The 23,202-nt window shown below is 56.2% G+C and carries 27 protein-coding genes and 2 pseudogenes; 17 read left to right on the top strand and 12 right to left on the bottom strand.

All coding sequences use genetic code 11. The features are described 5' to 3' along the window. The 4 genes from OA238_RS30165 (at nt 1) to OA238_RS12145 (ending at nt 4,304) form a co-directional block, all read left to right on the top strand. A complete protein-coding gene (locus OA238_RS30165) occupies nt 1-168 on the top strand; it encodes a DUF1697 domain-containing protein (protein ID WP_083906717.1) in 168 nt (55 codons plus the stop codon). 254 nt (nt 169-422) lie between these two features. Then, nucleotides 423-1,829 carry a cysteine--tRNA ligase gene (gene cysS / locus OA238_RS12155; protein ID WP_015495391.1) on the top strand — a complete coding sequence of 469 codons (1,407 nt, stop codon included), beginning with the start codon at nt 423-425 and terminating at the stop codon, nt 1,827-1,829. A 127-nt stretch (nt 1,830-1,956) separates the two neighbouring features. Continuing rightward, entirely contained in the window at nt 1,957-3,582 is a 1,626-nt protein-coding gene (gene cimA / locus OA238_RS12150) for a citramalate synthase (RefSeq protein WP_015495390.1), read from the top strand. Further along, a complete protein-coding gene (locus OA238_RS12145; protein ID WP_015495389.1) occupies nt 3,579-4,304 on the top strand; it encodes a squalene/phytoene synthase family protein in 726 nt (241 codons plus the stop codon). The genes cimA and OA238_RS12145 overlap by 4 nt, the downstream gene beginning before the upstream one ends. Here the strand turns inward: OA238_RS12145 and OA238_RS12140 are convergent. From OA238_RS12140 to cobA, 3 genes are read right to left on the bottom strand one after another with little or no spacing between them, the layout of a single operon-like run. Further along, nucleotides 4,301-5,569, bottom strand: a complete 1,269-nt coding sequence (locus OA238_RS12140; RefSeq protein ID WP_015495388.1) for an MFS transporter — start codon at nt 5,567-5,569, stop codon at nt 4,301-4,303. The two genes, OA238_RS12145 and OA238_RS12140, sit on opposite strands and share 4 nt — an antisense overlap. A gap of 52 nt (nt 5,570-5,621) precedes the next feature. After that, complete coding sequence (locus OA238_RS12135) at nt 5,622-6,905, bottom strand: cobyrinic acid a,c-diamide synthase CobB (RefSeq protein WP_015495387.1); 1,284 nt, start codon at nt 6,903-6,905, stop codon at nt 5,622-5,624. Nucleotides 6,906-6,908: 3 nt separating this feature from the next. Beyond that, nucleotides 6,909-7,754, bottom strand: a complete 846-nt coding sequence (gene cobA, locus OA238_RS12130) for a uroporphyrinogen-III C-methyltransferase (protein WP_015495386.1) — start codon at nt 7,752-7,754, stop codon at nt 6,909-6,911. A 97-nt stretch (nt 7,755-7,851) separates the two neighbouring features. Between cobA and OA238_RS12125 the strand changes: the two genes are divergently transcribed. From OA238_RS12125 to pgi, 10 genes are all read left to right on the top strand, one after another. Next, nucleotides 7,852-8,916 (top strand): cobalt-precorrin-5B (C(1))-methyltransferase, encoded by a 1,065-nt coding sequence (locus OA238_RS12125; protein ID WP_015495385.1) that lies wholly within the window; start codon nt 7,852-7,854, stop codon nt 8,914-8,916. Continuing rightward, the gene (locus OA238_RS12120; RefSeq protein ID WP_015495384.1) at nt 8,913-9,665 is read left to right on the top strand and encodes a cobalt-precorrin-6A reductase; all 753 of its coding nucleotides are present in this window, start codon (nt 8,913-8,915) and stop codon (nt 9,663-9,665) included. Before OA238_RS12125 ends, OA238_RS12120 begins: the two co-directional genes overlap by 4 nt. Then, nucleotides 9,662-10,291 (top strand): DNA-3-methyladenine glycosylase family protein, encoded by a 630-nt coding sequence (locus OA238_RS12115; protein ID WP_015495383.1) that lies wholly within the window; start codon nt 9,662-9,664, stop codon nt 10,289-10,291. Before OA238_RS12120 ends, OA238_RS12115 begins: the two co-directional genes overlap by 4 nt. Next, complete coding sequence (locus OA238_RS12110) at nt 10,288-10,956, top strand: alpha/beta hydrolase (RefSeq protein ID WP_015495382.1); 669 nt, start codon at nt 10,288-10,290, stop codon at nt 10,954-10,956. The genes OA238_RS12115 and OA238_RS12110 overlap by 4 nt, the downstream gene beginning before the upstream one ends. Nucleotides 10,957-11,111: 155 nt before the next feature. Then, entirely contained in the window at nt 11,112-11,702 is a 591-nt protein-coding gene (locus OA238_RS12105; RefSeq protein ID WP_044038267.1) for an HNH endonuclease, read from the top strand. Between the two features lie 157 nt (nt 11,703-11,859). Beyond that, a complete protein-coding gene (locus tag OA238_RS30160) occupies nt 11,860-12,369 on the top strand; it encodes a hypothetical protein (protein WP_338042832.1) in 510 nt (169 codons plus the stop codon). Continuing rightward, nucleotides 12,362-12,646 (top strand): hypothetical protein, encoded by a 285-nt coding sequence (locus tag OA238_RS34720; RefSeq protein ID WP_338042831.1) that lies wholly within the window; start codon nt 12,362-12,364, stop codon nt 12,644-12,646. The genes OA238_RS30160 and OA238_RS34720 overlap by 8 nt, the downstream gene beginning before the upstream one ends. A gap of 114 nt (nt 12,647-12,760) precedes the next feature. Then, nucleotides 12,761-14,215: a glucose-6-phosphate dehydrogenase gene (zwf, locus tag OA238_RS12095; RefSeq protein ID WP_015495380.1), complete on the top strand. Its 1,455-nt coding sequence runs from the start codon at nt 12,761-12,763 to the stop codon at nt 14,213-14,215. Between the two features lie 4 nt (nt 14,216-14,219). Continuing rightward, nucleotides 14,220-14,894 carry a 6-phosphogluconolactonase gene (gene pgl / locus OA238_RS12090; protein WP_015495379.1) on the top strand — a complete coding sequence of 225 codons (675 nt, stop codon included), beginning with the start codon at nt 14,220-14,222 and terminating at the stop codon, nt 14,892-14,894. A 3-nt stretch (nt 14,895-14,897) separates the two neighbouring features. Further along, nucleotides 14,898-16,493, top strand: a complete 1,596-nt coding sequence (pgi, locus tag OA238_RS12085; protein WP_015495378.1) for a glucose-6-phosphate isomerase — start codon at nt 14,898-14,900, stop codon at nt 16,491-16,493. A gap of 9 nt (nt 16,494-16,502) precedes the next feature. On the opposite strand, the gene OA238_RS12080 is transcribed toward pgi, so the two are convergent. From OA238_RS12080 to OA238_RS12050, 8 genes and pseudogenes are all read right to left on the bottom strand, one after another. Continuing rightward, entirely contained in the window at nt 16,503-16,895 is a 393-nt protein-coding gene (locus OA238_RS12080) for an acyl-CoA thioesterase (RefSeq protein ID WP_245581509.1), read from the bottom strand. Between the two features lie 83 nt (nt 16,896-16,978). Beyond that, nucleotides 16,979-17,329: a RidA family protein gene (locus OA238_RS12075; RefSeq protein WP_015495376.1), complete on the bottom strand. Its 351-nt coding sequence runs from the start codon at nt 17,327-17,329 to the stop codon at nt 16,979-16,981. 228 nt (nt 17,330-17,557) lie between these two features. Then, nucleotides 17,558-18,151 carry a Hint domain-containing protein gene (locus tag OA238_RS12070; protein ID WP_051076464.1) on the bottom strand — a complete coding sequence of 198 codons (594 nt, stop codon included), beginning with the start codon at nt 18,149-18,151 and terminating at the stop codon, nt 17,558-17,560. A 7-nt stretch (nt 18,152-18,158) separates the two neighbouring features. Then, nucleotides 18,159-18,359 (bottom strand): hypothetical protein, encoded by a 201-nt coding sequence (locus OA238_RS32770; protein WP_044036734.1) that lies wholly within the window; start codon nt 18,357-18,359, stop codon nt 18,159-18,161. A gap of 47 nt (nt 18,360-18,406) precedes the next feature. Beyond that, nucleotides 18,407-18,709: pseudogene (locus OA238_RS12060) on the bottom strand (IS110 family transposase); the annotation flags it as partial. 99 nt (nt 18,710-18,808) lie between these two features. Then, on the bottom strand, nt 18,809-18,961 hold the full coding sequence (locus OA238_RS32765) for a hypothetical protein (RefSeq protein ID WP_187293179.1): 153 nt from the start codon (nt 18,959-18,961) through the stop codon (nt 18,809-18,811). Nucleotides 18,962-19,065: 104 nt separating this feature from the next. Beyond that, nucleotides 19,066-19,773 carry a VIT1/CCC1 transporter family protein gene (locus tag OA238_RS12055; RefSeq protein ID WP_015495374.1) on the bottom strand — a complete coding sequence of 236 codons (708 nt, stop codon included), beginning with the start codon at nt 19,771-19,773 and terminating at the stop codon, nt 19,066-19,068. Nucleotides 19,774-19,800: 27 nt separating this feature from the next. After that, nucleotides 19,801-20,277, bottom strand: coding sequence for a sensor histidine kinase (locus tag OA238_RS12050; protein WP_187293178.1), 477 nt, complete (start codon nt 20,275-20,277; stop codon nt 19,801-19,803). Between the two features lie 108 nt (nt 20,278-20,385). On the opposite strand from OA238_RS12050, the gene OA238_RS12045 reads away from it, so the two are divergent. Genes OA238_RS12045 through OA238_RS31765 form a run of 3 tightly spaced genes read left to right on the top strand, consistent with a single transcriptional unit; the run spans nt 20,386 to nt 21,577 of the window. Further along, nucleotides 20,386-20,682: a transposase gene (locus tag OA238_RS12045; protein WP_015494886.1), complete on the top strand. Its 297-nt coding sequence runs from the start codon at nt 20,386-20,388 to the stop codon at nt 20,680-20,682. Continuing rightward, entirely contained in the window at nt 20,679-21,353 is a 675-nt protein-coding gene (locus tag OA238_RS12040; protein ID WP_051076462.1) for an IS3 family transposase, read from the top strand. The genes OA238_RS12045 and OA238_RS12040 overlap by 4 nt, the downstream gene beginning before the upstream one ends. Continuing rightward, nucleotides 21,350-21,577 carry an IS3 family transposase gene (locus OA238_RS31765; protein WP_051076461.1) on the top strand — a complete coding sequence of 76 codons (228 nt, stop codon included), beginning with the start codon at nt 21,350-21,352 and terminating at the stop codon, nt 21,575-21,577. Before OA238_RS12040 ends, OA238_RS31765 begins: the two co-directional genes overlap by 4 nt. A gap of 119 nt (nt 21,578-21,696) precedes the next feature. Here the strand turns inward: OA238_RS31765 and OA238_RS30155 are convergent. Then, a pseudogene (locus tag OA238_RS30155) lies at nt 21,697-22,714 on the bottom strand (IS30 family transposase). Nucleotides 22,715-23,202 lie beyond the last annotated feature (488 nt).

Raw genomic sequence — 23,202 nt, 5'->3', positions numbered from 1 at the left:
ATGAATGACGATTATTGCAAGTGGGTTGCGCTGCAGCGCGGCGTGAATGTGGGTGGGGCAAATAAGGTTCCGATGGCGGACCTGCATGCCTTGGTCGAGAAATGGGCTGGCAGGGCAATCGTGTCTGGCTATATGCACTGCCAGGGGTGGCGCGATCAAGATTATTGACCAAGAGGGATCGGGTTTTGGGGGTGCAAACGACGGCCCGCAACCTCAACACCCTGCGCAAGCTCGCGGAAATGGTGCGTTGACGGTTGGGGTTGTTGGCCGCTATGCAGGGAGCATGAAGAGCATTTGCATCATCGCGCGTATTATTACCTGCTAACTTGCGTCGCGGGGTGCTCTTTCACGTTTCCTCATATCGATGAACTTGTTAGGTCCGCGGGCAACCCCTGCGCTTAAGACATATTCGAGGCTCAACGATGGCGATCAAACTGTACAACACCAAGGTCCGCAAAAAGGTCGAGTTTAGCCCGATCGACGAAAACAACGTGCGGATGTATGTTTGCGGGCCGACGGTCTATGATCGCGCCCATCTAGGTAATGCGCGCCCTGTCATCGTGTTCGATACGCTGTTTCGTCTGCTGCGCTATACTTACGGCGCGGACCACGTGACCTATGTGCGCAATTTCACCGACGTCGATGACAAGATCAACGCGACCGCACTGGCGCGCCAACAGGCGGGGGCTGCGGGCACGTTGGAAAACTTGATCGCCGAACGTTCAGACGAGACGATTGGCTGGTATCTCGAGGACATGGCTGCAGTTGGCGCGCTTGAGCCAACGGAGATGCCCCGCGCCACGCAATACATTGCACAGATGATCGCGATGATTAAGGATTTGATTGCCAAGGAACACGCATACGAGGCAGAGGGTCATGCGTTGTTTCGGGTTCGATCCTACGCGGAATACGGTACGCTGTCGGGGCGGTCCGTTGATGATATGATCGCTGGTGCGCGGGTTGAAGTGGCGCCCTACAAAGAAGACCCGATGGATTTCGTGTTGTGGAAACCATCAAGCGACGATCAACCGGGTTGGGATAGTCCTTGGGGCCACGGCCGTCCTGGATGGCACATCGAATGTTCTGCCATGGCGCTGGATTTATTGGGTGATGCGTTTGATATTCATGGTGGCGGCAATGATTTGACGTTCCCGCACCATGAAAACGAAATCGCGCAGTCCACATGCGCGGGCCACGGGTTCGCCAACGTCTGGATGCACAACGAGATGTTGCAGGTCGAGGGCAAGAAGATGTCCAAGTCCTTGGGTAACTTTTTCACTGTGCGTGATTTGTTGAAGCAAGGTGTGCCGGGGCAAGTGATCCGGTTTGTGATGCTGTCCACGCATTACAGGAAGCCGATGAATTGGACCGAGAAGAAGCGGGTTGAGGCAGAGAGGACGCTGCGTAAGTGGTTCGCGGCTATTCGTCTTAGCGCGCCTAAAGCAATCGTAAGTCCAGAGTTTATCAAAGCAGTGTCTGATGATCTAAACTCACCGCAAGCAATTGCGGTGCTGCATCAGCATTTCGCCGCAGGTGAATTGGATAATTTAAAGGCAGGCCTAGAATTTCTGGGTATCAGTATAGAGTTTGATCTTGAGAATATATTCTACGGCAATATGGACAACCTCAACTATTTGACGTTTGCCGACCCCGAACACGAGCTGATGAATCTCCGTATAGACGCTATGCAGAGCAATGATTTTTCTGAGGTTGATCGGTACAAAGCAATGTTGATGGCGGCGGGGGCTGAGGTTCGGATGTCGAAGGGAAAGGTTGAAGTCATCGCAGGCCCCAACTTCGACCCTTCCAAATTGAAGGATTTCCCGTGATCTTCGATCAGCGCCTGCGGCGGGCGGAGGGAGCGCCTTCGGCGCTTAAGAAAGACAGTGGGGCGCTGCCCCGCGCTGCGCGCTCCCCGGGATATTTTGAAAGCAAAGACATGCAGGAGTGGTGCTGATGGAGCGTTTGTATCTTTATGACACCACATTGCGCGACGGGCAGCAGACCCAAGGCGTGCAGTTTTCGACAGCAGAAAAGCACGCGGTAGCGGCGATGCTGGATGATCTTGGGGTGGATTACATAGAAGGCGGCTGGCCGGGGGCGAACCCCACGGATTCCGAGTTTTTTGAGGCGGTGCCTAAGACACGTGCTACTATGACAGCGTTCGGGATGACCAAACGGTCTGGTAGGTCAGCTGACAACGACGATGTGCTGGCGGCGGTTATGAATGCGGGCACTCCGGCGGTTTGTCTGGTGGGTAAAACGCATGATTTTCATGTGAAGACTGCGCTGGGGATATCGCTGGACGAGAACGTCGAAAATATCAAAGCATCCATTGCACATGTCGCAGAGCAAGGGCGCGAGGCGTTGTTTGACGCAGAGCACTTCTTTGACGGGTTCAAGGCCAATCCTGTCTATGCGATCCGATCTGCCAAGGCGGCCTATGACGCCGGCGCGCGCTGGGTTGTGTTGTGTGACACCAATGGTGGCGCGCTGCCCCATGATGTGCGCCGAGGTGTGAAGGCGCTGATCGAGGCGGGCATTCCGGGCACGCATGTGGGCATCCATACGCACAATGATACCGAAAACGCAGTGGCCAATTCATTGGTGGCCGTGGCGGCAGGGGCGCGCCAAATCCAAGGCACGCTAAACGGTCTAGGCGAGCGGTGTGGTAACGCCAACCTGACGACGTTGATCCCGACCTTGTTGTTGAAAGAACCCTATGCCAGCCAATTTGAGACGGGTGTCAGTCACGACGCTTTAAAAGGTCTTCGGCGGGTGTCGCGGATGCTGGACGAAATCCTGAACCGTGTGCCCCATCGTCAGGCGGCCTATGTTGGAGCATCTGCGTTTGCCCATAAGGCAGGGCTGCATGCGTCCGCAATTGCCAAGGACCCGAGCACTTATGAACACATTGATCCCGCCTTGGTCGGCAACAGCCGCATTGTGCCGATGTCAAATCAGGCAGGCCAATCCAATTTGCGCGAACGCTTGACGCAGATGGGGCTGGACGTTGCAAAGGGCGATCCCGCGTTACAACGTATTCTAGACCGCGTGAAGGATCGTGAGGCCGCCGGGTATTCCTATGACACCGCGCAAGCGAGCTTTGAGGTGTTGGCCCGCGAAGAGCTCGGGCTGATGCCGAAGTTTTTCGAGGTCAAACGCTACCGCGTCACCGTTGAACGCCGCCGCAACAAACGCAATAAAATGGTGTCACTGTCTGAGGCTGTCGTGGTCGTCAAAGTGGACGGCGTCAAGACGATGTCGGTTTCTGAAAGCCTTGGGCCGGATGGATCTGACCGAGGTCCGGTCAACGCCTTAAGCCGCGCGTTGGTCAAAGACCTTGGGCGGTACGCCGAGTGCGTGGCCGACATTCATTTGACCGATTTTAAAGTGCGCATCACCAATGGCGGCACCGAAGCCGTCACGCGGGTGATCGTTGACAGCGAAGACGGGCAGGGCCGCACGTGGTCCACCGTTGGCGTGTCGGCCAATATTGTCGATGCATCATTCGACGCGCTATTGGATGCGATCCGCTGGAAGTTGGTGCGCGACGGGATCAAAGATGGGGCTGCTTTGTGACCTTCGAGGCTTGCGCGGGCATTGTCGAACGCGGTGATCCTGACAGGTTTTTGGCCGTCATGGCGGCGCCTGTCGCTGCGCGTCGGGTTTTGTTTCCGATCTATGCGTTCAACGTCGAAGTTGCCCGTGCGCCGTGGGTGACTGAAGAGCCGATGATTGCCGAAATGCGCCTGCAATGGTGGCGCGATGCGCTCGAAGAAATGGCGTCGGGCGGGACTGTGCGCCGACATGAGGTCACATTGCCTTTGGCAGACATGGTGGACGGTGATGGCGCACGCGCGTTGGACCGACTGGTCGCTGCGCGGCGCTGGGATGTCTATAAGGACGGGTTTGAAGATGCAGAACACTTTAATGAATACCTTGATGCGACCGCCGGGGAGCTGATGTGGCAGGGTGCGCGGGCGTTGGGCGCGGTTAACCGTGAAGACGTGCTTCGATTTGGCCGCGCTGCGGGTTTGGCGCGCTACCTCGCAGCCGTCGCTGCGCTTGAGGAAAAGGGCCGTGTGCCGCTGCTGGATGGACGCGAAAGCGCAATCGCGGAACTCGCACGAGAGGCACTGAATAACATTGCGCGGCCTGTTCCAAACAACGCGGCATTCCTTGAGGCGTGGCAGGCGGAACCGATCCTGCGCCAGATTGCCAAAGAACCATGGCGCGTGGCGCAAGGAACGGTCGGTCTCAGCCCGTTTCGTGCCAAATTGCGGTTGCTGCGCTGGTCCTAGGCCTGCGTCCCTTTGGGGCGTAGCGCCAACCAAATCAGCGCGCCACCTGCAAGCACCAAGAATGGCGCCATTGCGATGTTGACGGCTGTCCAGCCTTCCATCGGTGACCCACCCGAGCAGTTCATCAATCCGCCCGAGGCCAGTGACGCCACCATTACCGAGCCAAATACAATCATATCATTCAGTCCCTGAACGACCCCACGTTCGTGGTTGGCGTGCGATGACGTCAGCAGCGTCGTCGCGCCAATGAAGCCGAAGTTCCAGCCACATCCCAGCAAAATTAGGGCGGCGTAAAAGCTGAACAACGACGGTTGATCGCCCTCAGCGATGCTGACCCCGAACAGGGCGGCGATGCCCGCAGCCCCTAGGATTACAAGGCCGATGGCCATGATCGGTTTGACGCCAAACCGCACGATAAGGTGGCCCGTAAAGAAGCTGGGCGCAAACATTGCTAACACATGCGCTGAAACGATATCGTTCGCGTTATCAAGTGCGTAGCCGCAGCCGACAACAGCAAGCGGCGTCGATGTCATGACAAGGTTCATCAATGAATAGGCCACCAATGCGACAATGATCGCCACCAGTATGTTGGGGTCTGACAACAGCTGACCACGGGTTCGCGGTGTCGGTCCATCGACTTTAGGCTGGCCGCGCGACCCTTTGGATAAATCAAGCGCGAGAAAAAGAAACATGCCAACCAGATTCAACACAACAACCGCCAGATAGGTTCCCAAGAATGGCACCACGAAATTGCTGTCCACAAGTTTGTTGAGCTGGGGCCCAAGGATCGCTGACAATAGACCACCCGCCATAACGTATGAAATCGCTTTGGGCTTGAAGTTGTCGGATGCCGTGTCGGTCGCGGCGAAGCGATAAAATCCCTGTGCCGACATATAAATGCCGGTAAAATAAGATCCGATCAAAAGCACGGTGAACGATCCGATGTATAATCCATAGGCTGCGATGGCCGCACCGACCGCACCGGCCAGTGCGCCAATATAGAACCCGAACCGCCGCCCGCGCGATTGCATCAATGGCGACAACCACGGTGCGGTTGTCATCGACCCGAAAATGATCAGCGAAATAGGCAGCGTCGCCCAACAGATGTTTGAGGCCAGCTGTTTGCCCGCCAATCCGCCGACAACAAAAATCATAGGCATCTGGGCGCCAAGGATCGCTTGAGCAAGAACGAGGACCGCAACATTGCGTTTTGCACGGCGGTCATCTGGAACTGGGGCTTGAATTTGGGATATCGTTTCGGTCATCCAAATTGGCTATGCCTCGCCCATGGTGTTGGCAATGGCTTGGCGCGAAAATTCAGACGCGATCGATGATGTGGGCGAATGAGCCTGCAACGCGCCCGTCTATAAGACCGATCGGGCCCAGCAATGTGCCTTGCGCATCCGTGGCATCAAACAACGCGCGGCCTTGGGCATCAAGCGTCGTTGCATAGTGGAATTCGTGCGCAGAATAGGTGCTCGCGGCATTTGCGGTGGTGATCAAAGGATGCGTGGCTTTTTGCTGCAGGGTCCGGTACCCCAGATGCAGTTTGCGGTCTTTGAAGCTACTGGTCAGCCCTAGAAGGCCCGCCATTTTATGCGCTGTGCCGTCCGCGTCAATCAGCGCCTCACCAAGCGTCATGTATCCACCACATTCACCATATATATCAGATGTTTGCGCGGCACTCCTTAGGCTTTGCATGAAGGTTTCGGCACCAGCCAACTGGCGGGCGAACAGTTCTGGATAACCGCCGGGCAAAAACACGTAGTCTGCATCGGGAACGGGATCGTCTGCGAGGGGTGAAAACGGCAGTATCGTTGCGCCACTTTGTGCCCAGTCCACCAACATATGTGGATAAATGAACGAAAACGCGGCGTCTTTGGCGATGGCTATACGACAGGGTTTTTGCGCAATATCCGCGTTGGACGCCCAATTTGAAGGGGCCATCATTGCGCGCAGGGCTGTGAGGTCTAGGTTGCTGGCAACACACGCCGCCGCACGATCCAAAAACGCCTCCAGATCGGGCATTTCGCCTGCTTGAATTAGACCTAGATGGCGCGACGGGCGGGATAGATCATCACGTCGCGGGATTGCCCCAAGGACTGGAATATTAAGTGGTGCCAGCGCGGTTTTGAGCATCTCAGTATGGCGATCAGACCCGACACGGTTCAAAATGACACCCGCCACGCGGACGGTTGGATCGAACCTTGCAAATCCGCTGACCAAGGCGGCAACAGACTGCGACATCGCTTTGGCATCAACAATCAGGACCACGGGCAAGCCGAGGATGCGGGCCAAGTCCGCGGTTGAGCCTTTGCCATTTGGCGGGGCACCATCGAACAGCCCCATTGCGCCTTCGATGATCAGATCGCCATGCCCTGAGGCTAAAGACTTGATCCGCGCAACGCTCATCGCCCAAGCATCCAGATTGACGCACGGGCGGCCCGTTGCTGCGGCGTGAAATTGCGGGTCGATGTAGTCAGGGCCGGATTTTGCAGACCGAACCACGTGGCCCGCATTTTTCAAGGCGCGCAGTAATCCCAGTGTAATTGTGGTTTTACCTGCGCCGGATGTCGGGGCCGCGAGGATCAGGCCAGACATGGCTTAGGCCGTTTCAGCAGGGCGGCCACGGCCCAACGGGTCAAGGTTCCTCGGCGCGATGCCAGCCGCTTGCGCCTGCCAGTTCAACACATCCCGCATGCGCACGGCTTGACCGATACAGATGATGGACGGCGGTTCCACGCCCGCTTTGGCGATGTCGGCTTCGACGGTGCCGAGCGTTGTTTCAAGCACATTTTGCTGATCGGTGGTGGCCGACGTCACGACCGCAACCGGTTCGGACGCATCGCGCCCAGCTGCGATCAGGGATGCAGAAATCTGGCCAATGTGCTTCATACCCATGTAGATCACGATCACCTGTGACCCCTTGGCGATTGCGGCCCAGTCCAAACTCGACGTTGCGTTGCCGGATTGATCGTGACCGGTCACAAATGTCACCGATTGGTTCACGTCGCGGTGGGTGACGGGAATTCCGGCATAGGCCAGCCCGCCGATCCCAGCCGAGATTCCTGGAATAATACGGATCGGGACGCCGTGTTGCACAAGCGTCTGCGCTTCTTCACCGCCGCGCCCGAACACGAACGGATCGCCGCCCTTAAGCCGCAAAACACGCCTTCCAGCGCGGGCAAGATCAACCAGTCGCAGTGAAATATCGCGCTGGATCGCGCTGGGTTTGCCGCCGCGTTTGCCCGCATAAATGTGTTCGGCCTGTGGGGCCCAGTCCAAAATCGCCTCTTGTACCAGCGCGTCATAGATCAGGACATCTGCTTGGCGCAGTGCATTCAGCGCGTGCAAGGTCAACAGGCCCGGATCACCGGGGCCAGCGCCGCACAGCCAGACCCAGCCAGCTTCAAGCACCGGCCAGTCGTATGAGGGGAGTCGCGTTTTCATTTACCCGTTATGGCGTGAGACGGGCGCGTGCGAAAGGTGACAAACGACGCTGAATTGTGGATTGGCGTCACGCAACTGCGCGGTTAAGGTCGCGTTGATGACACGCAAGCCCCCCACCAAAACTGACGGCACGCAATTGCGCCGTGGCTGGACCACCGGTGCCTGTGCAACAGCCGCAACCAAGGCGGCCTTAACGGGGCTCTGGGGTGGAACATTTCCATCCGTGGTCTCAATTACGCTGCCGAAAGGTGAGACGCCGGAATTTGCGGTTGTTGGTGCGGTTCTTGGCGATGGCTGGGCCGAGGCGGGTATTGTCAAAGACGCAGGCGATGATCCTGATGTAACGCACGGTGTAACCGTAATTGTGCGGGTTGCGCGATCAATGGGCGGTGTGGTTTTCAAAGCAGGTGCCGGCGTGGGTACGGTGACGAAAGCGGGCCTGCCGATTGGTGTTGGCGAACCTGCGATCAACCCCGTGCCCCGCGCGATGATGGATGAAATGGTCGCGGAAATGGCCAGCGAATACGGCGAAAACCCCGATATAAACATCACCGTCAGCATTCCGAATGGCGCTGAGATTGCGTTAAAAACATGGAACCCGCGACTGGGAATCAAGGGTGGCTTGTCAGTTCTTGGGACCACGGGCATCGTGCGGCCATTTTCGTGTGCGGCCTGGATCGCGTCAATTCATCGCGGGATCGATGTGGCGCGCGCAAACGGGCAGACGCATGTGGCGGGCTGCACGGGCAATACGTCCGAAAGAATCGTGCAGGGTCTTTATGGGCTGCCAGATTTCGCGATGCTGGATATGGGGGATTTTGTCGGTGGCATGCTGAAATATATGCGGCGCAATCCGGTGCAGCGTCTGACGATTGGCGGTGGCATCGGCAAGATTACCAAGCTGGCACAGGGGGCAATTGATTTGCATTCGGGACGCAGCCAAGTGGATTTTGATCTGCTGGCAGACTGGGTAGATGATGCGCGCGTGGCGCAGGCGAACACAGCACTTGAGGCCTACGAAATAGCAGGCGCACCGCTTGCCGCGCGGATCGCTAAAGAAGCGGTCGCGCAGGTGGCACTTCAATTCAGGGAGATTGCGCCAATGCTCGACGTCGTTGTCATTGACCGCGCGGGCACCATCATCGCGCGCGCGAGCCAATGACGCTTTTGTTGTTGGCCGGTACCGGAGATGCAAAGCGCATTGCGTGGGGGCTCGTCGACACAAGTATTAAGGTCATTGCATCATTGGCCGGTGCGACGCGCGCACCCGATCCGCTGCCAGTGCCAACCCGCATTGGCGGTTTTGGTGGCGAAGACGGGTTTCGCGACTATTTGCGCGGCTCAGAAATTACTGCCGTGCTCGATGCGACCCATCCATTTGCCGCTCAGATCAGTGATCGCACGGCGCGGATATGTGGTGAACTGGGTCTGCCCTACGCGCAATTCGTACGGCCCGTTTGGACGCCCGAGGACGGTGACAACTGGACCACGATTGCTGCGCCAGTTGATGCGGTAAATCACATTGCGAACGGATCGACAGTGTTTCTAGCGACGGGGCGACAGACCTTGGCAGAATATGCGAACCTTGCGGGACGGCGGGTTTTGGTGCGGGTGATTGATCCGCCAACAGCGCCTTTGCCGTTTGAGGGTGGCGAATTTATCATTGGGCGACCGCCGTTTACCCAAGCGAGCGAGGCGGCGCTGTTTCGCGCCCTTGGTGTCACGCATTTGGTGTCCAAGAACGCGGGCGGGCAGGGTGGCCGCGCGAAATTGGATGCAGCACGCGAGTTGGGATTGCCAGTGTTACTTTTGGACCGCCCAAAGACGGCGCCACAGATTCGTTCCCCGCAGCAGTTGGTGTCCGTACAGGACGCGCTCTTGTGGGTGTCGTCCCTCGCGGGCATGCCATGACAGGTCGCATTATTGAAACCGATGTCTGTGTAATTGAAGGCATGGATTGGCTTGCCGCACGCTGCCCCAAGATGAAAGTGGCCTATGGTTTGACGGGTCCGCTGCCGCTGCGTCGTAAACCGGACGGGTTTGCCGAATTGCTGTCGGCGATTATTGGCCAGCAGGTGAGTATCGCCAGCGCTGCTGCGATCTGGGGGCGGATGAAGGACGCTGGCATGACGACGCCAGACGCCTGTCGCGCGGCGTCTGAAGATCAATTGCGTGCCATTGGCCTGAGCCGTCAGAAAATCCGCTACACCCATGAACTGGCCAAGGCTGGAATTGATTTTGACGCGCTGCGCGACATGCCGACGGACCGCGTAATCAAAACCCTTGTGGCTGTACCGGGCATCGGGCCGTGGACTGCTGAGGTCTATACGATGTTCAGTCTGGGCCACGCTGATGTCTTCGCGCCGGGTGATCTGGCACTACAAGAAGCGGCGCGTATTCTGTACGATTTGCCTGAACGCCCGAAAGAAAAAGCGTTCCGCGTCATGGCGCAGGAGTGGACCCCGTGGCGATCGGTTGCAGCGCGGCTATTGTGGGCCTACTACCGAGTTTCAAAGAACAAGGATGGCATCAGATGACACGGGCTTTAAATTCACAGCGGCGCGAGCCTGCATCTGGAGAAATGCGATCAGCGGTGGTCTTCCTGCATGGGTTTGGTGCCAATGGTGCGGATCTAATGGGGCTGGCCGATCCATTGGCTGAACACTTGCCCGACACCGCGTTTTTTGCGCCCGACGCCCCCGAAGAGTGTGCTGGCGCCCCGATGGGGTTTCAGTGGTTCCCGATCCCTTGGATTGACGGATCGTCGGAGGAAGAATCTAACGCCGGACTGGAAAATGCAGCGGCCGATTTGAATGCCTACCTTGACGGGATCATGGTGGATGAGGACCTGCTGCCCGAACAGGTGATGGTGATGGGCTTTAGCCAAGGCACGATGATTGCGCTACATGTGTTGCCGCGCCGCGACGATGCGATCGCCGGACTTGTGGCATTTTCTGGCCGTTTGCTCTTGCCAGAAGCGTTGGAGGATGAGGCGGTTTGTCGCCCCCCAGTGTTGTTGATCCATGGCGACCAAGACGACGTTGTGCCGGTACAATCACTGCCGGACGCTGCGCAAGCGTTGCAAACTGCGGGCTGGAAAGAAGTTTACGCCCATATCCAGAAGGGCACGGGCCACGGCATCGCGCCGGATGGGTTACAAGTTGCGCTGGCGTTTATGCGTGAACGATTGGGTGTTGCCTGATCTAAAATGCCTCGATCCAGTGACCTAGGTCTAGGGCCGATATATAGGGTTGCTACGTTGCAGTTGCCATATATAGTTCACCTTATGGTAGGAGCGGTCTCCCGCTCTGCTACCTTAAAGAGGTGAACGGAGTGGGCTCGGTTTTGCAAATTGGCATGGAAAGTGGTGGCGACTTTAGGTCGGATTTTGTGCGCCAATCGGCAGCGTTGAAACATCGCCCTGCTTTGGTCCTGAATGCGGATTATCGCCCGTTGTCCTATTATCCCCTGTCGCTGTGGTCATGGCAGGATGCCGTAAAGGCAGCGTGGCTCAACCGTGTTGATATTATCGCCGAATATGACGATGTGGCGCGATCCCCGTCGATGGAAATCCGTATCCCGTCGGTGGTGGTGCTGCGCGATTTCGTCAAACCCCAGAAGAAGGTTGCATTCACACGGTTCAACTTGTTTTTACGCGATGAGTTTTCCTGTCAGTACTGTGGCACCACGGGTGATCTGACCTTTGATCATGTGGTACCCCGCGCATCGGGTGGCGTCACGTCGTGGGAAAATGTTGTGGCCGCCTGTTCACGGTGCAACCTGCATAAGGGTTCAAAATCGCTGCACCGTTCGGGGCTGTCGCTGCGCAAGCCGCCGCACCAACCAGCCGCCGAACAGTTGCGCAATATGGGGCGTAAGTTTCCGCCGAACTATCTCCATGCGTCATGGCTCGACTTTCTGTATTGGGATGCTGAGCTGGACGCATAATGTTGCAAATCGACACGCTTTACGAGTTTTTCTGCGCATAGACGCGTGAGAAAGTAACAAAATGACATGGTGAGCCAATACCGCGCCCAAACATCTGCTTGAAAGTGATGCCGCTGCGGGCTTTGAGATCACTGACGATTTTGCCCGCTTCGATTGGATGAATGACATGTTCACCCGCACGATGTGGGATGACAAAGTACGCAACAAAGACACCGACGCGTTCTTTGCCAGTTACCGAATGGAGGCTGCACCGAGGCGGGGTGAAGGGTTCGGCCAACGCGATTTCGCCCTTCACAACACGGCGTGGCTGATCAGCGATATTATCTCAGACCGCAGCGCGGACACTGGCCTACGCGAGGGGTTTCAAGGCGCGATCGTGAACGACACGCCGGTTGCACCGACGAAAGCGGACCTTGACACTCCGCACGATGAGGCACGCGAAATCAAACGCCTTGCGCGGTTCTTTGGCGCTGATCTGTGCGGCATCACCCATATCGATCCGCGCTGGCATTACAGTCAGCGTCCGGACACCAAAACCATGAAACCGGTGCCCAATGATTTGCCTGATAGCCTGACCCATGTGATTGTGATGGGCCATGAAATGAACAAGACGCTGGTGGACACCTATTCAAGTGCGCTGGCGGGTGCTGCGACGGGCCGTGAATAATAGCAATGAGGCCGCGATTGTGATGCAACTTGCCGCCTATATCCGCAATCTGGGATTTCAGGCCATAGCGTCGATGAATGATACGGCTTTGGTCATTCCTTATGCGATCAAGGCGGGTTTGGGCGAATACGGGCGCAACCAAATGGTGCTGACACTGGAGGTTGGGCCGCGCGTGCAATTTGCATGCGGGTTTGCCCGTTCAACTACCACCATAAAGGAACGATCTGGTATTGGTGGCAACGTCATGGTGGCGCCATGTCGCGCAGTGGTGGGCTAAACGTTCAATGCCTGCCCGTTTCAAACCGTCATTGTGGTGGGGATCGCGCTAGACTTAAGCTACGCTTGCAGCTAGATAGGCCGCGTTAGCGCTAACTTTTTATTGGAGGTCCACATGGTCTCGCGCGTGATCCCAGTTGAAGAATTTGACCTCGTGATTTTCGGGGGCACGGGCGATCTGGCCCGTCGAAAAATACTGCCCGGCCTATTTCGCCGCTTTTTATCAGGACAGATGCCAGATGGCGCACGCATAATCGGTGCTGCACGGTCCGATATTGACAGTGATGGCTACCGCCAGATGATCCGCGAAGCCATTGCGGAATTTGGTGGCGATGAAGCGTCGCAAACCGATTGCATCGAACGGTTCTTGGCCCAGTTGTACTACATCCCTGTGGACGCCAAGGGCGATGGCGGCTGGAATGAATTGCATGATTTGATCCGGTTTGAGGTCATCAACGCCTTTTACTTCTCGGTCGCGCCCAGCTTGTTTGGGGATTTGGCCGAACGGTTGCACACATTCAACATTGCCGATGACAGCAGCCGCGTGGTTGTTGAAAAGCCGTTTGGCCGCGATCTGGCGACGGCCAAAGCGTTGAACGCGACGCTGGCGCAACATTTTGATGAAGGCCAGATTTACCGCATCGACCATTACCTTGGCAAAGAGACCGTGCAGAACCTGATGGCTGTTCGGTTTGGCAACGTGTTGTTTGAACCGCTTTGGAACAACCATTATGTCGATCATATCCAAATCACGGTTGCAGAAACCGTCGGTGTTGGTGGGCGCGGCGCCTATTATGATCAATCTGGCGCCATGCGTGATATGGTGCAAAATCATCTGATGCAGCTGTTGTGCTTGATCGCAATGGAGGCGCCATCGGTTTTTGATGCTGACGCCGTGCGCGACGAAAAGCTGAAAGTCATTCGCGCACTGCAGGCGATTGAACCCCATCATATCGTGCGCGGCCAATATGGTGCAACCGACAGTGCATCAAGCTACCGTGACGACGCCGAAAATCCGAAATCGCACACTGAAAGCTTTATTGCGCTGCGCTGTGAGATTGCCAATTGGCGATGGGCGGGAGTGCCTTTCTATCTGCGCACCGGCAAGAAGCTAAAGGCCCGCACAAGTGAGATTGCCGTCGTTTTTAAAGATCTAGGGCATTCGATTTTTCCAGGGGATGAAAAACGCCATCGCAACATTTTGACGATTCAGCTGCAGCCAAATGAAGGTATGCAACTGCAGGTCACCATCAAGGAACCGGGCCCGGGTGGCATGCGGTTGATTGATGTGCCGCTGGACATGACATTTGCCGATGCCCTTGGCCCAGATGGAGACGACGTGCCTGACGCCTATGAGCGGCTGATCATGGACGTGATCCGTGGTAACCAAACGCTGTTTATGCGCGGTGATGAGGTCGAAGCGGCATGGGCATGGACAGACCCGTTGATCGAAGGCTGGAAGGCGCGCGGAGACGTACCAAAGGTCTATGATCAAGGATCGGCGGGGCCAGAAAACGCGATGACGTTGTTGGGTCGCGAGGGTCGGCGCTGGCGCGAAATTAAGGAATAATGACATGAAGCTCAATGAATATCCCGACGCAGAAATGATGATGATGGACCTTGGCAACACGATTGCCGGAGAGTTGGAGTCGCATCTGCTGACCAATGACAGTGTGTCTTTTGCAGTGCCTGGTGGCACCACGCCGGGGCCGATTTTCGATGCTCTGTGTGGCGCAAAACACATCGATTGGGCGCGGGTGCATGTGATGTTGACGGACGAACGTTGGGTGCCTGAAACGTCTGAGAGGTCCAACACCCGACTTTTGCGCGAACGTCTGTTGATTGATGCAGCCGCGGCGGCGATCTACGTGCCACTTTATGGTGGAACGGCGACACCCGAAGACAGTCTTGCGATACTTGAGGCAGGTTTGGCGCACGAACTGCCACTATCGGTCCTGCTGCTTGGTATGGGCGCGGATATGCACACAGCGTCGATCTTCCCCGGTGCTGACAAGCTGGACGAGGCGCTGCACGGCGACGCATTGCTGGTGCCTATGCGCGCACCCGGTGCACCCGAGCCGCGCATTACGTTGTCAGCAAAAGTTCTGAAAGGTGCGATGAGCCGACATATCGTCATCATCGGTACCGAAAAGCGCGAGGCGCTAGAGCGCGCGAAATCGTTGTCACCGAAAGAGGCGCCAATCGCGGCCTTATTGGCTGGATCAACAGTACATTGGGCGGAGAGTTAAAGTATGTGGACGAAGCTGCGCAGACATTTTGAGGCTGTCGAAGACCGCCGGTTTGAAACGATGCTCGATTCCGCTCGGGCAAGTGATTTTACGGCATCCATTGGTGACATACGGCTTGATTATGCAAAGACAAATATCGACGCTGACGGGCGCGCCTTGCTGATTGATTTGCTAGACCAAGTTGGTCTGGCCGAAAAACGTGATGCGATGTTTGGGGGTGCTGCGATCAACGAAACCGAGGGCCGCGCCGTTTTGCACACGGCGTTGCGCAACCTTGATGGTGGGCCGGTAACGGTCGACGGCGCGGACGTCATGCCAGCCGTTCGCGCGACGTTGGATCGGATGGACAGCTTTGCCACGGACGTGCGGTCTGGCGCATTCAAGGGGCAGGGCGGCGCGATAACGGATGTAATCAACATTGGAATTGGTGGGTCTGACCTTGGACCAGCCATGGGTGTTCTGGCGCTTGCGCCTTACCACGATGGCCCGCGCTGCCATTTTGTGTCCAATGTCGATCCTGCCGACATCAGCGGCGTTTTGCGCAGTTGCGATCGGGCGACGACGCTGGTGATCGTCGCGTCCAAGACATTTACCACGATTGAAACAATGACGAATGCGCGCACGGCCAAGGCATGGATGAGTGAGAGCGTCAGCACGCCAGCAGCGCAATTCGCAGCTCTGTCCACGTCTGAAAAAGGCACGGCGGCGTTCGGTATTTCACCGGATCGAGTGTTCGGGTTTGAGGATTGGGTTGGTGGACGGTATTCCATGTGGGGCCCGATTGGCCTGTCGATGATGATCGCCATCGGGCCGGATGCGTTTCGCGCGTTTTTGCGCGGCGGGCAGGATATGGATCGGCATTTTTGCGCGGCAGACTGGTCAGAAAACCTCCCCGCGCTGCTGGCATTGACGGGGATTTGGCACAACCAAATTTGTGGCTATGCAACGCGGTCAGTTCTACCTTATGACAATAATCTCAGCCGCTTACCGGCCTATCTTCAACAGCTTGAGATGGAGAGTAATGGCAAAAGCGTCAAAATGGACGGCGAGGATTTGCGGGTTCATTCTGGGCCTGTCGTTTGGGGCGAACCAGGCACCAACGGGCAGCATGCGTTTTATCAATTGATTCACCAAGGTACGCGGGTCGTGCCGTGTGAATTCTTGGTCGCGGCACGTGGTCATAATGATGATTTGCACCATCAACACCAACTGCTTGTCGCCAATTGTCTCGCACAGTCCGAGGCGTTGATGAAGGGCCGCGATCTGGATGAGGCGCGCAGCAAGGTAGCCGATAAGTTTAAAGACGAAGAGCTTGAGCGGCAAGCCAAACATCGCGTATTTCCGGGCAATCGTCCATCGATAACAATCGCTTATCCGAAACTTGATCCCTTTGCTTTGGGCCAAATCCTTGCGCTCTATGAACACCGTGTGTTCGTTGAAGGCGTGGTTCTGGGGATCAATTCGTATGATCAATGGGGCGTTGAGCTTGGCAAAGAATTGGCTACAGCATTGCAGCCAATTATCGAAGGCGGTGATGCGTCAGGCAAGGACGGATCAACTGCCGCCTTGGTCGATTTTCTGCAAATGCACGGTGTTTAAGGCCTGCGGTCAGGCCTGCACTGCCCCGTCGCGGGTGATGAAGGTTTGCCGCAGGGCGTCCGGCAGAGGGCGTTTGCTGTTGTCGGCATTTAACAGCACAATGACGGCGTCCCCCGTGGTCGTAATCTGACCGTCAACAAATGTCGCATATTGCATTGTAAAGCTGGTGTTGCGCATCTGCGTGGTGCGCGCGACGTTGATGTAACTGGCGCCGCGATGTACCTCAGCTTTGTAATCTAACCCTACTGTTTTCACGACAAATTTCGGTTCTGGCCCTGCATGTTCATAGATACCATAATCGTGCAGGTAAGTGACGCGCAGGGTTTCGTACCAGCGCAGATAGACCACGTTGTTGACGTGGTTTAACGCGTCGATTTCACCAAATCGAACGCGGTCTGCCATCCCGTATGACCACGGTTCGGATATGCCGGTGCTGCGCAGTGCCTCTGCGTTTAGAGGTGTTAGAAAAGGGGGGGTAATCATTATTACAGCGCGGCTGTGACGATGATTTCGACCTTATAGCCCGTCGTGGCCAGCTTGGCTTCGCCGGTCCAGCGCGCGGGCGCACAATCTTTGGCGACCCAAGTATCCCAGACGGCATTCATGTCCGCAAAATCCGCGGCCATGTCCGCGCACCAGACTTGTGCCGTAATCACACGCGATTTATCGGTGCCTGCTTTGGCCAGTAGCACGTCGATTTTATCAAGAATCGCAGCGGTTTGTTCGGTTACGGTGCCGCCTTCGGCACCTACTTGTCCGGCGAGGTAGGCGATGCCGTTAACGATGACAGCTTGGCTCATGCGGGGGCCAGCGTCGATGCGGGTGATGTCGGACATTGCTGTTCTCCATGATGATTTTGTATGTGGAGCGGGTAACGGAGTTTGCGTCGTCTTCGACGGTTGCTTGACACGTTATAAATTCGTTGAATATGCCTTTCCGAGTTGGGTTGCAAGCACACAGTCGGCCCCGTTCAAAGGTGTTTTGACAGTTGCCATGGCTTAAACCCTTTCACTCGTGTTGTTGAACGTATCCCATTGTTTCAGGCTGGGCGCGTTTCCCTTTGATCATAGACATGGACATATGGTGCGCAGGGCGAAGATCGGTTGCCCTGCGCGCCAAATTCTTAAGCTAATAAGACAGCAGCCTCGTGTGATTTTAAAGATGTCCGCGCGGAGCCGTAGTTTGCGAAACGGTCCATTCCGGGCACGTCTGGGAAAATCAATTTCAGTCCATGCTTCGTTTGCCAGCACAATTTCATGTTGGTCGAACATGATATGCACATAGGTCACGCCCTCAACCCGCGCTTCGTGGATTCCCTGCTGCGAAACCAGATCTTTTGCCTTCACGATAACTTCGTTTGAGCCGAACAGAAGATCAGCCCGCACACCTGTCAAAAGCATCCGGTGTTGACGCGAGACCATCATGTCGCGGTTGGGACAGTCGTCACCAAGGCTGCCGCGTGGGATGCAAATTGGTTGAATTTCATCATGGGCAGCCAGCTGCGCGCCTTCAACGCGTTTGATCCCGATCCAGGCAATAGGTTTGAAGCCATTGTCGCGGGTCAACAGCAGGTCGCCCACTTCGAGTGTCTCAATCGCGCGTGTGCCCGTAATTGTGCAAATTGTCGTGCCCGGCGTAAAGCAGGGTACCATGCACATGTCGGGTTCAGGTTCTTGGAATGTGATCGTCCCTGCCGTCATCATCGTCCGATTGGACGCCGACGGAAGTGCCAACACCAACCGACACACCTGCGCCGCTTCCGTCAACGTCACGTTCGGCTCTGATCTCATTTTGAGCATCAGCGGATGCAGCAGCAACGTCTTCTACGATCAGATCCGACAGGATTTGCCCTGTCAAACGCCTCATTACAACTTCGCGGACGTGCGCGTCATTTTGGACGGTGATGATAATTCGGCCAAGTTGGCTGCTGCTTCAGCATCAGCGGCATCATTCTTCTGGCGCTTACCGAAGGGTTTGACGTAAGCGGGCGGGATTAGGCGCACTTCGTGGCCCAGCTTACCAATCTCACGGCCCCAGAAATGCGCGCCGCCGCACGCTTCCATCGCAACCACGCATCGCGGAAGTTGGCCGAAAAACGCCAAGACCTGCGTTCGACGTAACTTCTTGCGCAGAACCGCTTGGCCTGCGCCATCAGCTCCATGTACTTGGAATACATTTTTCGCCAAATCGAGACCGACTGTGGAAATATCCAACATGACCGCTCTCCTTTTTGTGGATCATTGCAGACCCATCTTGGCGCATCGATGCCGTCGGGGCGGCGGTTACATCATCAAAGCCAGTTTGAACCCACTTGTTCAGCGTCGAAAGGCCAACGCCCAAATCCGATGAAAGCTGCGGTCGCCCCTCTCATCGATACTGCGTATCGACTGCCGGGCAAGGGTTAAGCCGCTGCTGGTCGCAATGCGCATTGCATCACGCCGAAACTCATCTTTGTATCTCGTTGCCATTCCATATCTCCTTTATAGCAAACATTGCTCGAAAGAGACTGGAACTAAACCGTGACAAGACTGAACATGACTAGTTTGCGGAAAGTTAATGGACAGTGGGGAGCTTATGCGCTGACCCCAAAAAGGCTCCCGACGCCTGCAGTGATTGCCATTGCCGCCGCGCCCCAGAATAGGACCCGTGCGGTCGCTCGCGGTTTTGGGGCTCCGCCAACGTGCGCGCCAATTGCGCCGAGCCCAGCAAGACAAATCAAAGTCGCGATGACGACCGTTGGAATGATTTTGTCGCTTGGTGCTAAAATCGCGGCGGCGAGCGGGAGTGCTGCGGCGAAAGTAAACGTGAGTCCCGATGCAATTGCGGCCTGTAGCGGGTTGGCGGTGTGCACTTCTGATAAGCCAAGCTCGTCTCGCACATGGGCGCCAAGTGCGTCTTTTTCTGTCATCTCTCGTGCGACTAAAGCTGCCGTTTCTTTCGTCAGTCCGCGCGATTCATAGATCGACGCAAGTTCAGCCTCTTCGGCCTCTGGCGTATCGATTAGCGCCTGTTGTTCGCGGGCAATATCGGCGCGCTCGACATCGGACTGAGAACTTACTGAGACATATTCGCCTGCCGCCATCGACATCGCCCCCGCAGCAAGGCCAGCGGCGCCCGCCACCAAAATAGCAGTGGGGTGGGGGTCTGCTGCAGCCACACCAACAATCAAAGACGAAACTGAAACGATGCCGTCATTTGCGCCCAAGACAGCAGCACGTAACCAGCCAGCCCGATTGATGTAATGCAGTTCTTCGTGGGCGGATTCATATGGCAAGTTCATAGAGTGCTCCAATTGTTTGGTCGGTGGTCAGGCGTTTCGCCCTAGTCTGATTGATGCTCGAAAGCCGCGACTTGTGCTTTCCAAGGGAGAAGCTAGATCCAGCCTTGCCGAGGTGCGGTCAGCGATTTTTTGCACGATTGCAAGGCCAAGTCCGCTGCCGCCCGCGGCATCATCACCGCGCATAAAGCGGCCTCGCAATGCATCGAGTGTGCGGGGTGAAATGACAGGGCAGTCATTTTCGACATGTAACCAACCGTCCGCTAGCAGTGCGACAGTGATTGGCGCGTCGCTGCCATGGCGCAGGGCGTTCTCAATCAGGTTTCGGGCGACGATGGCCACTGCATCTTGATCGATTTCGGAAAGGACGACTGTTGGCGGCAAATCAAGTTTAGCGCGGGTGCGGTCGGCCTGAGGGAGATCATCAACGACAAGTTGTAAGACGACGCGGAGGTCGTGTGGGACGCTGGCGTCCAATTGCGCGCCTTCGGCGCGGGCCTGCTGCATCAGTTTTTCCGAAAGCTGTGTCAGGCGCTTTAACGTGATTTCGATTGAACTTCGTCCCTGTTGCCGGACATTGGGGTACTTTACCCCAGTCCGTGAAAGGGGCACCAAATGGGACAACATCGACGCAATTATACAGACGATTATAAGGCAGCTGCAGTTGAGCGGTTATATGAGCCTGGTGCGACGCAAGGCAGCGTTGCCAAGGAGCTTGGGATCACTGGGACGCAGCTGAAGACGTGGCGCTTGGAAATTGAGGCGTTTGGCTCAGTTGAAGCCAAACGGCGTCAGCAGGCGGATGCGGCTGAATTGCTCCGCCTTCGCAAAGACAACAAGCGGCTTGCTGAGGAAGTGGAGATTTTGCACAAAGCATCCGCTTTTTTCGCGGCGCGGCTGGTGAAACCATGACGAACAAGCGTGCTTTCGTCACCGCCCATAAAGCTCAATACGCGGCTTCAATATTATGCCGTCTTCTAGAGATATCCCGGGGCTGGTTCTACGGGTTCCCAGCCAGTCAGCCTGCACGTGATCAGCGTCAAGCTAATCGCGACGCTCGGGATCAGGCGTTGCTTCCCAAGATAAAAACCTTCTTCAAGGCCAGTAAGAAATGTTGTGGATCAAAGCGTATTCACCAAGACTTACTGGCGGATAGTGAGGTCGTCTCCGAGCGCCGTGTTGCGAGAATAATGAAGGAACACAAGGTGTCCCCGCTTCTTCGCAAGCGTAGAAAGCCAATCACAACGGACAGCAATCATAAGCTGAAGCCATCCCCAAACTTGTTGGAACAGAAATTCCACAGCCAGACGCCTAATGCCGTTTGGCTGGCGGATATCACCTATATCGACACGGACGAAGGCTGGCTTTATCTGGCTGGCGTGAAGGACATGGCTACGCGTGAGATCGTCGGTTGGGCGATGGAGGATCACATGCGTGCGGAGCTTTGCTGCGCCGCCCTCGAGATGGCTCTGGGACGCAGAGGCCCGGTTCCGGGATTGATACACCACTCCGATAGGGGCGGCCAATATGCTGGCGGGGACTATCGCAAGCTGATCAAAAGGCGAAACTCACTCAATCCATGAGCCGCAAGGGCCAATGCCTCGACAATGCGCCGATGGAAAGCTTCTTTGCTTCATTGAAAAAGGAGCTGGTTCACCAGCGGCGCTTTAGAACACACGCTGAGGCCAAGGCCGCCATCTTCGAATACATTGAGGTCTTCTACAACCGCCAGCGCCGTCATTCAGGCGTCGGCTACAAAACGCCAAAACAGGCTTTCGAAGATATGACTTGGAAAATGGCAGCATAGGGTCAATAAGCAAACTGTCTGGAAAACGGGACGAAGTTCATTTTCATTTAATCCGCGTTGCCATGCATTGCCCGAGAGGCGATTGCGCAGCAATCTGCCGAGAGGGTGACTGCTTGGATTCAAACATCAAGTGCAACGGTTGATTTAAAGGCCACGATTTCGTCGGCCATAGCTTCAGCGGGTGTTCTCCATCCGAGGGTTTTTCTTGGACGGTTGTTCATCAGGTTTGCAACGTCGTTGAGCCATGTTTGGCTTGCACCGTTCAGGTCAGTTCCTTTGGGCATGAACTGACGCAGCAGTCCGTTGGTGTTCTCGTTGCTGCCGCGCTGCTAGGGAGCATGCGGATCGCAGAACCAGATATCAATTTTCAATCGTCGCGCCAATTCACGATGGCAGGCCATTTCGGAGCCACGGTCATAGGTCATGCTCTTGCGCAAATCAGCGGGTAGTCGTCTCATCTGGCGGGTGAAGCTGTCAAGCGTGGCCTCGGCCCCATTGCCATCCATTTTGCAAAGAATGACAAAGCGTGTCTTGCGCTCGACCAAGGTCCCCACTGACGAGCGATTGAATGCGCCCTTGATGAGGTCGCCCTCCCAATGGCCTGGTACCAGTCGTGCTTCGATCTCTTCAGGGCGATTGATAATGCGCAATGATTCCGGGACCATAGCACTGCCCGCCGCTGTCCTGCGCTTGAGCCCACGCTTAGGCTTCGCTTGACGCAACGCCTCGATCATCGCCGCCTTCAGCCCGCCACGTGGCTGCGCGTAAATCGCGGCATAGATGGTCTCATGGCTCACATGGGCGGATGGATCATCAGGCTTCATGAGACGCAGTCTCTGCGCAATCTGCTCAGGCGACCAGTGCAGATGTACGAGCTTGCCATGAACGCAACGATTAAGATCGCTCCCCTCCACAAGCTTGCGCTTGCGGCGGCAGCGCGCGCGCCGGGCATCATAGGCCTGCCGCTTGCGGGCAATAGCTGCCGTCTTCCTGCCGACCTCGCGCCAGCTCACGGCAGATCGTGCTCGCTGGGCGATGCAAAAGCTGGCCGATCAACCGCTGACTGCTGCCCCTATTATGCTCGGCTAATATCACGCCACGGTCCTCGCTGCTGAGGTGCTTGCTTCGTATGTCCATCACAACATCCTATGCCCAAAGGGCTCTGAGTGTTGCATTTGAAACTTGAGTCTAGGCTGTGGGGGGCAAAAGTAGACGTCGACATCTGTGGCAAAAGTGAAGCGCGGATACTCCCTCGACGGTTTTTCTGGGACGTGCTTGGAAGTTGAGAGCACTATGTTTGGCCCTGCGGCACTATTCAGATCGAGAGGTCTGTCGCAAGGCGACAACTCCATTCTCGTGATAAATGGTACTACGCTGGAAACCGCATTGAAAGAAGAATTCAATCTGCGTGCTGTGGCCATGCTTCGGCGTATATAGCTCAGCTAACAGTCCGCCTGCGAGGCTTGTCCTCGTGCCTGTTTTTGCTTCGTAACTAGTGGATTTAACGTACGTTAAGAGACCTGAACGTAAGCGCGACAAGATCACAACAACCTGCCACATCGCTGACGCTAGGTCAGATTATCTGCCATTTTAAACCGCAAATTGACGCCAAAACCCATGCCCTT

Origin of the sequence: Octadecabacter arcticus 238 (genome assembly GCF_000155735.2) — a bacterium.
Classification (GTDB): Bacteria; Pseudomonadota; Alphaproteobacteria; order Rhodobacterales; family Rhodobacteraceae; genus Octadecabacter; species Octadecabacter arcticus.
Note: the sequence above shows the minus strand (reverse complement) of the source record. Positions and strands in the feature narration are given on the sequence as shown.

Bases quoted from the DNA above. Each gene is read 5' to 3' on its own strand.
- OA238_RS12105 (WP_044038267.1), top strand. From the start codon at position 11,112: ATGGAAAGTGGTGGCGACTTTAGGTCGGATTTTGTGCGCCAATCGGCA.
- pgl (WP_015495379.1), top strand. From the start codon at position 14,220: ATGAAGCTCAATGAATATCCCGACGCAGAAATGATGATGATGGACCTT.
- OA238_RS30165 (WP_083906717.1), top strand. From the start codon at position 1: ATGAATGACGATTATTGCAAGTGGGTTGCGCTGCAGCGCGGCGTGAAT.
- OA238_RS12075 (WP_015495376.1), bottom strand. From the start codon at position 17,329: ATGTCCGACATCACCCGCATCGACGCTGGCCCCCGCATGAGCCAAGCT.
- OA238_RS12120 (WP_015495384.1), top strand. From the start codon at position 8,913: ATGACGCTTTTGTTGTTGGCCGGTACCGGAGATGCAAAGCGCATTGCG.
- OA238_RS32770 (WP_044036734.1), bottom strand. From the start codon at position 18,359: ATGAGGCGTTTGACAGGGCAAATCCTGTCGGATCTGATCGTAGAAGAC.
- OA238_RS12135 (WP_015495387.1), bottom strand. From the start codon at position 6,905: ATGTCTGGCCTGATCCTCGCGGCCCCGACATCCGGCGCAGGTAAAACC.
- cobA (WP_015495386.1), bottom strand. From the start codon at position 7,754: ATGAAAACGCGACTCCCCTCATACGACTGGCCGGTGCTTGAAGCTGGC.
- pgi (WP_015495378.1), top strand. From the start codon at position 14,898: ATGTGGACGAAGCTGCGCAGACATTTTGAGGCTGTCGAAGACCGCCGG.
- OA238_RS12110 (WP_015495382.1), top strand. From the start codon at position 10,288: ATGACACGGGCTTTAAATTCACAGCGGCGCGAGCCTGCATCTGGAGAA.
- cysS (WP_015495391.1), top strand. From the start codon at position 423: ATGGCGATCAAACTGTACAACACCAAGGTCCGCAAAAAGGTCGAGTTT.
- OA238_RS12045 (WP_015494886.1), top strand. From the start codon at position 20,386: ATGGGACAACATCGACGCAATTATACAGACGATTATAAGGCAGCTGCA.
- OA238_RS12070 (WP_051076464.1), bottom strand. From the start codon at position 18,151: ATGTGCATGGTACCCTGCTTTACGCCGGGCACGACAATTTGCACAATT.
- OA238_RS12115 (WP_015495383.1), top strand. From the start codon at position 9,662: ATGACAGGTCGCATTATTGAAACCGATGTCTGTGTAATTGAAGGCATG.
- OA238_RS12080 (WP_245581509.1), bottom strand. From the start codon at position 16,895: ATGGCAGACCGCGTTCGATTTGGTGAAATCGACGCGTTAAACCACGTC.
- OA238_RS12125 (WP_015495385.1), top strand. From the start codon at position 7,852: ATGACACGCAAGCCCCCCACCAAAACTGACGGCACGCAATTGCGCCGT.
- OA238_RS12140 (WP_015495388.1), bottom strand. From the start codon at position 5,569: ATGACCGAAACGATATCCCAAATTCAAGCCCCAGTTCCAGATGACCGC.
- OA238_RS30160 (WP_338042832.1), top strand. From the start codon at position 11,860: ATGAATGACATGTTCACCCGCACGATGTGGGATGACAAAGTACGCAAC.
- OA238_RS12050 (WP_187293178.1), bottom strand. From the start codon at position 20,277: ATGCAGCAGGCCCGCGCCGAAGGCGCGCAATTGGACGCCAGCGTCCCA.
- zwf (WP_015495380.1), top strand. From the start codon at position 12,761: ATGGTCTCGCGCGTGATCCCAGTTGAAGAATTTGACCTCGTGATTTTC.
- cimA (WP_015495390.1), top strand. From the start codon at position 1,957: ATGGAGCGTTTGTATCTTTATGACACCACATTGCGCGACGGGCAGCAG.
- OA238_RS12055 (WP_015495374.1), bottom strand. From the start codon at position 19,773: ATGAACTTGCCATATGAATCCGCCCACGAAGAACTGCATTACATCAAT.
- OA238_RS32765 (WP_187293179.1), bottom strand. From the start codon at position 18,961: ATGGCAACGAGATACAAAGATGAGTTTCGGCGTGATGCAATGCGCATT.
- OA238_RS12040 (WP_051076462.1), top strand. From the start codon at position 20,679: ATGACGAACAAGCGTGCTTTCGTCACCGCCCATAAAGCTCAATACGCG.
- OA238_RS31765 (WP_051076461.1), top strand. From the start codon at position 21,350: ATGAGCCGCAAGGGCCAATGCCTCGACAATGCGCCGATGGAAAGCTTC.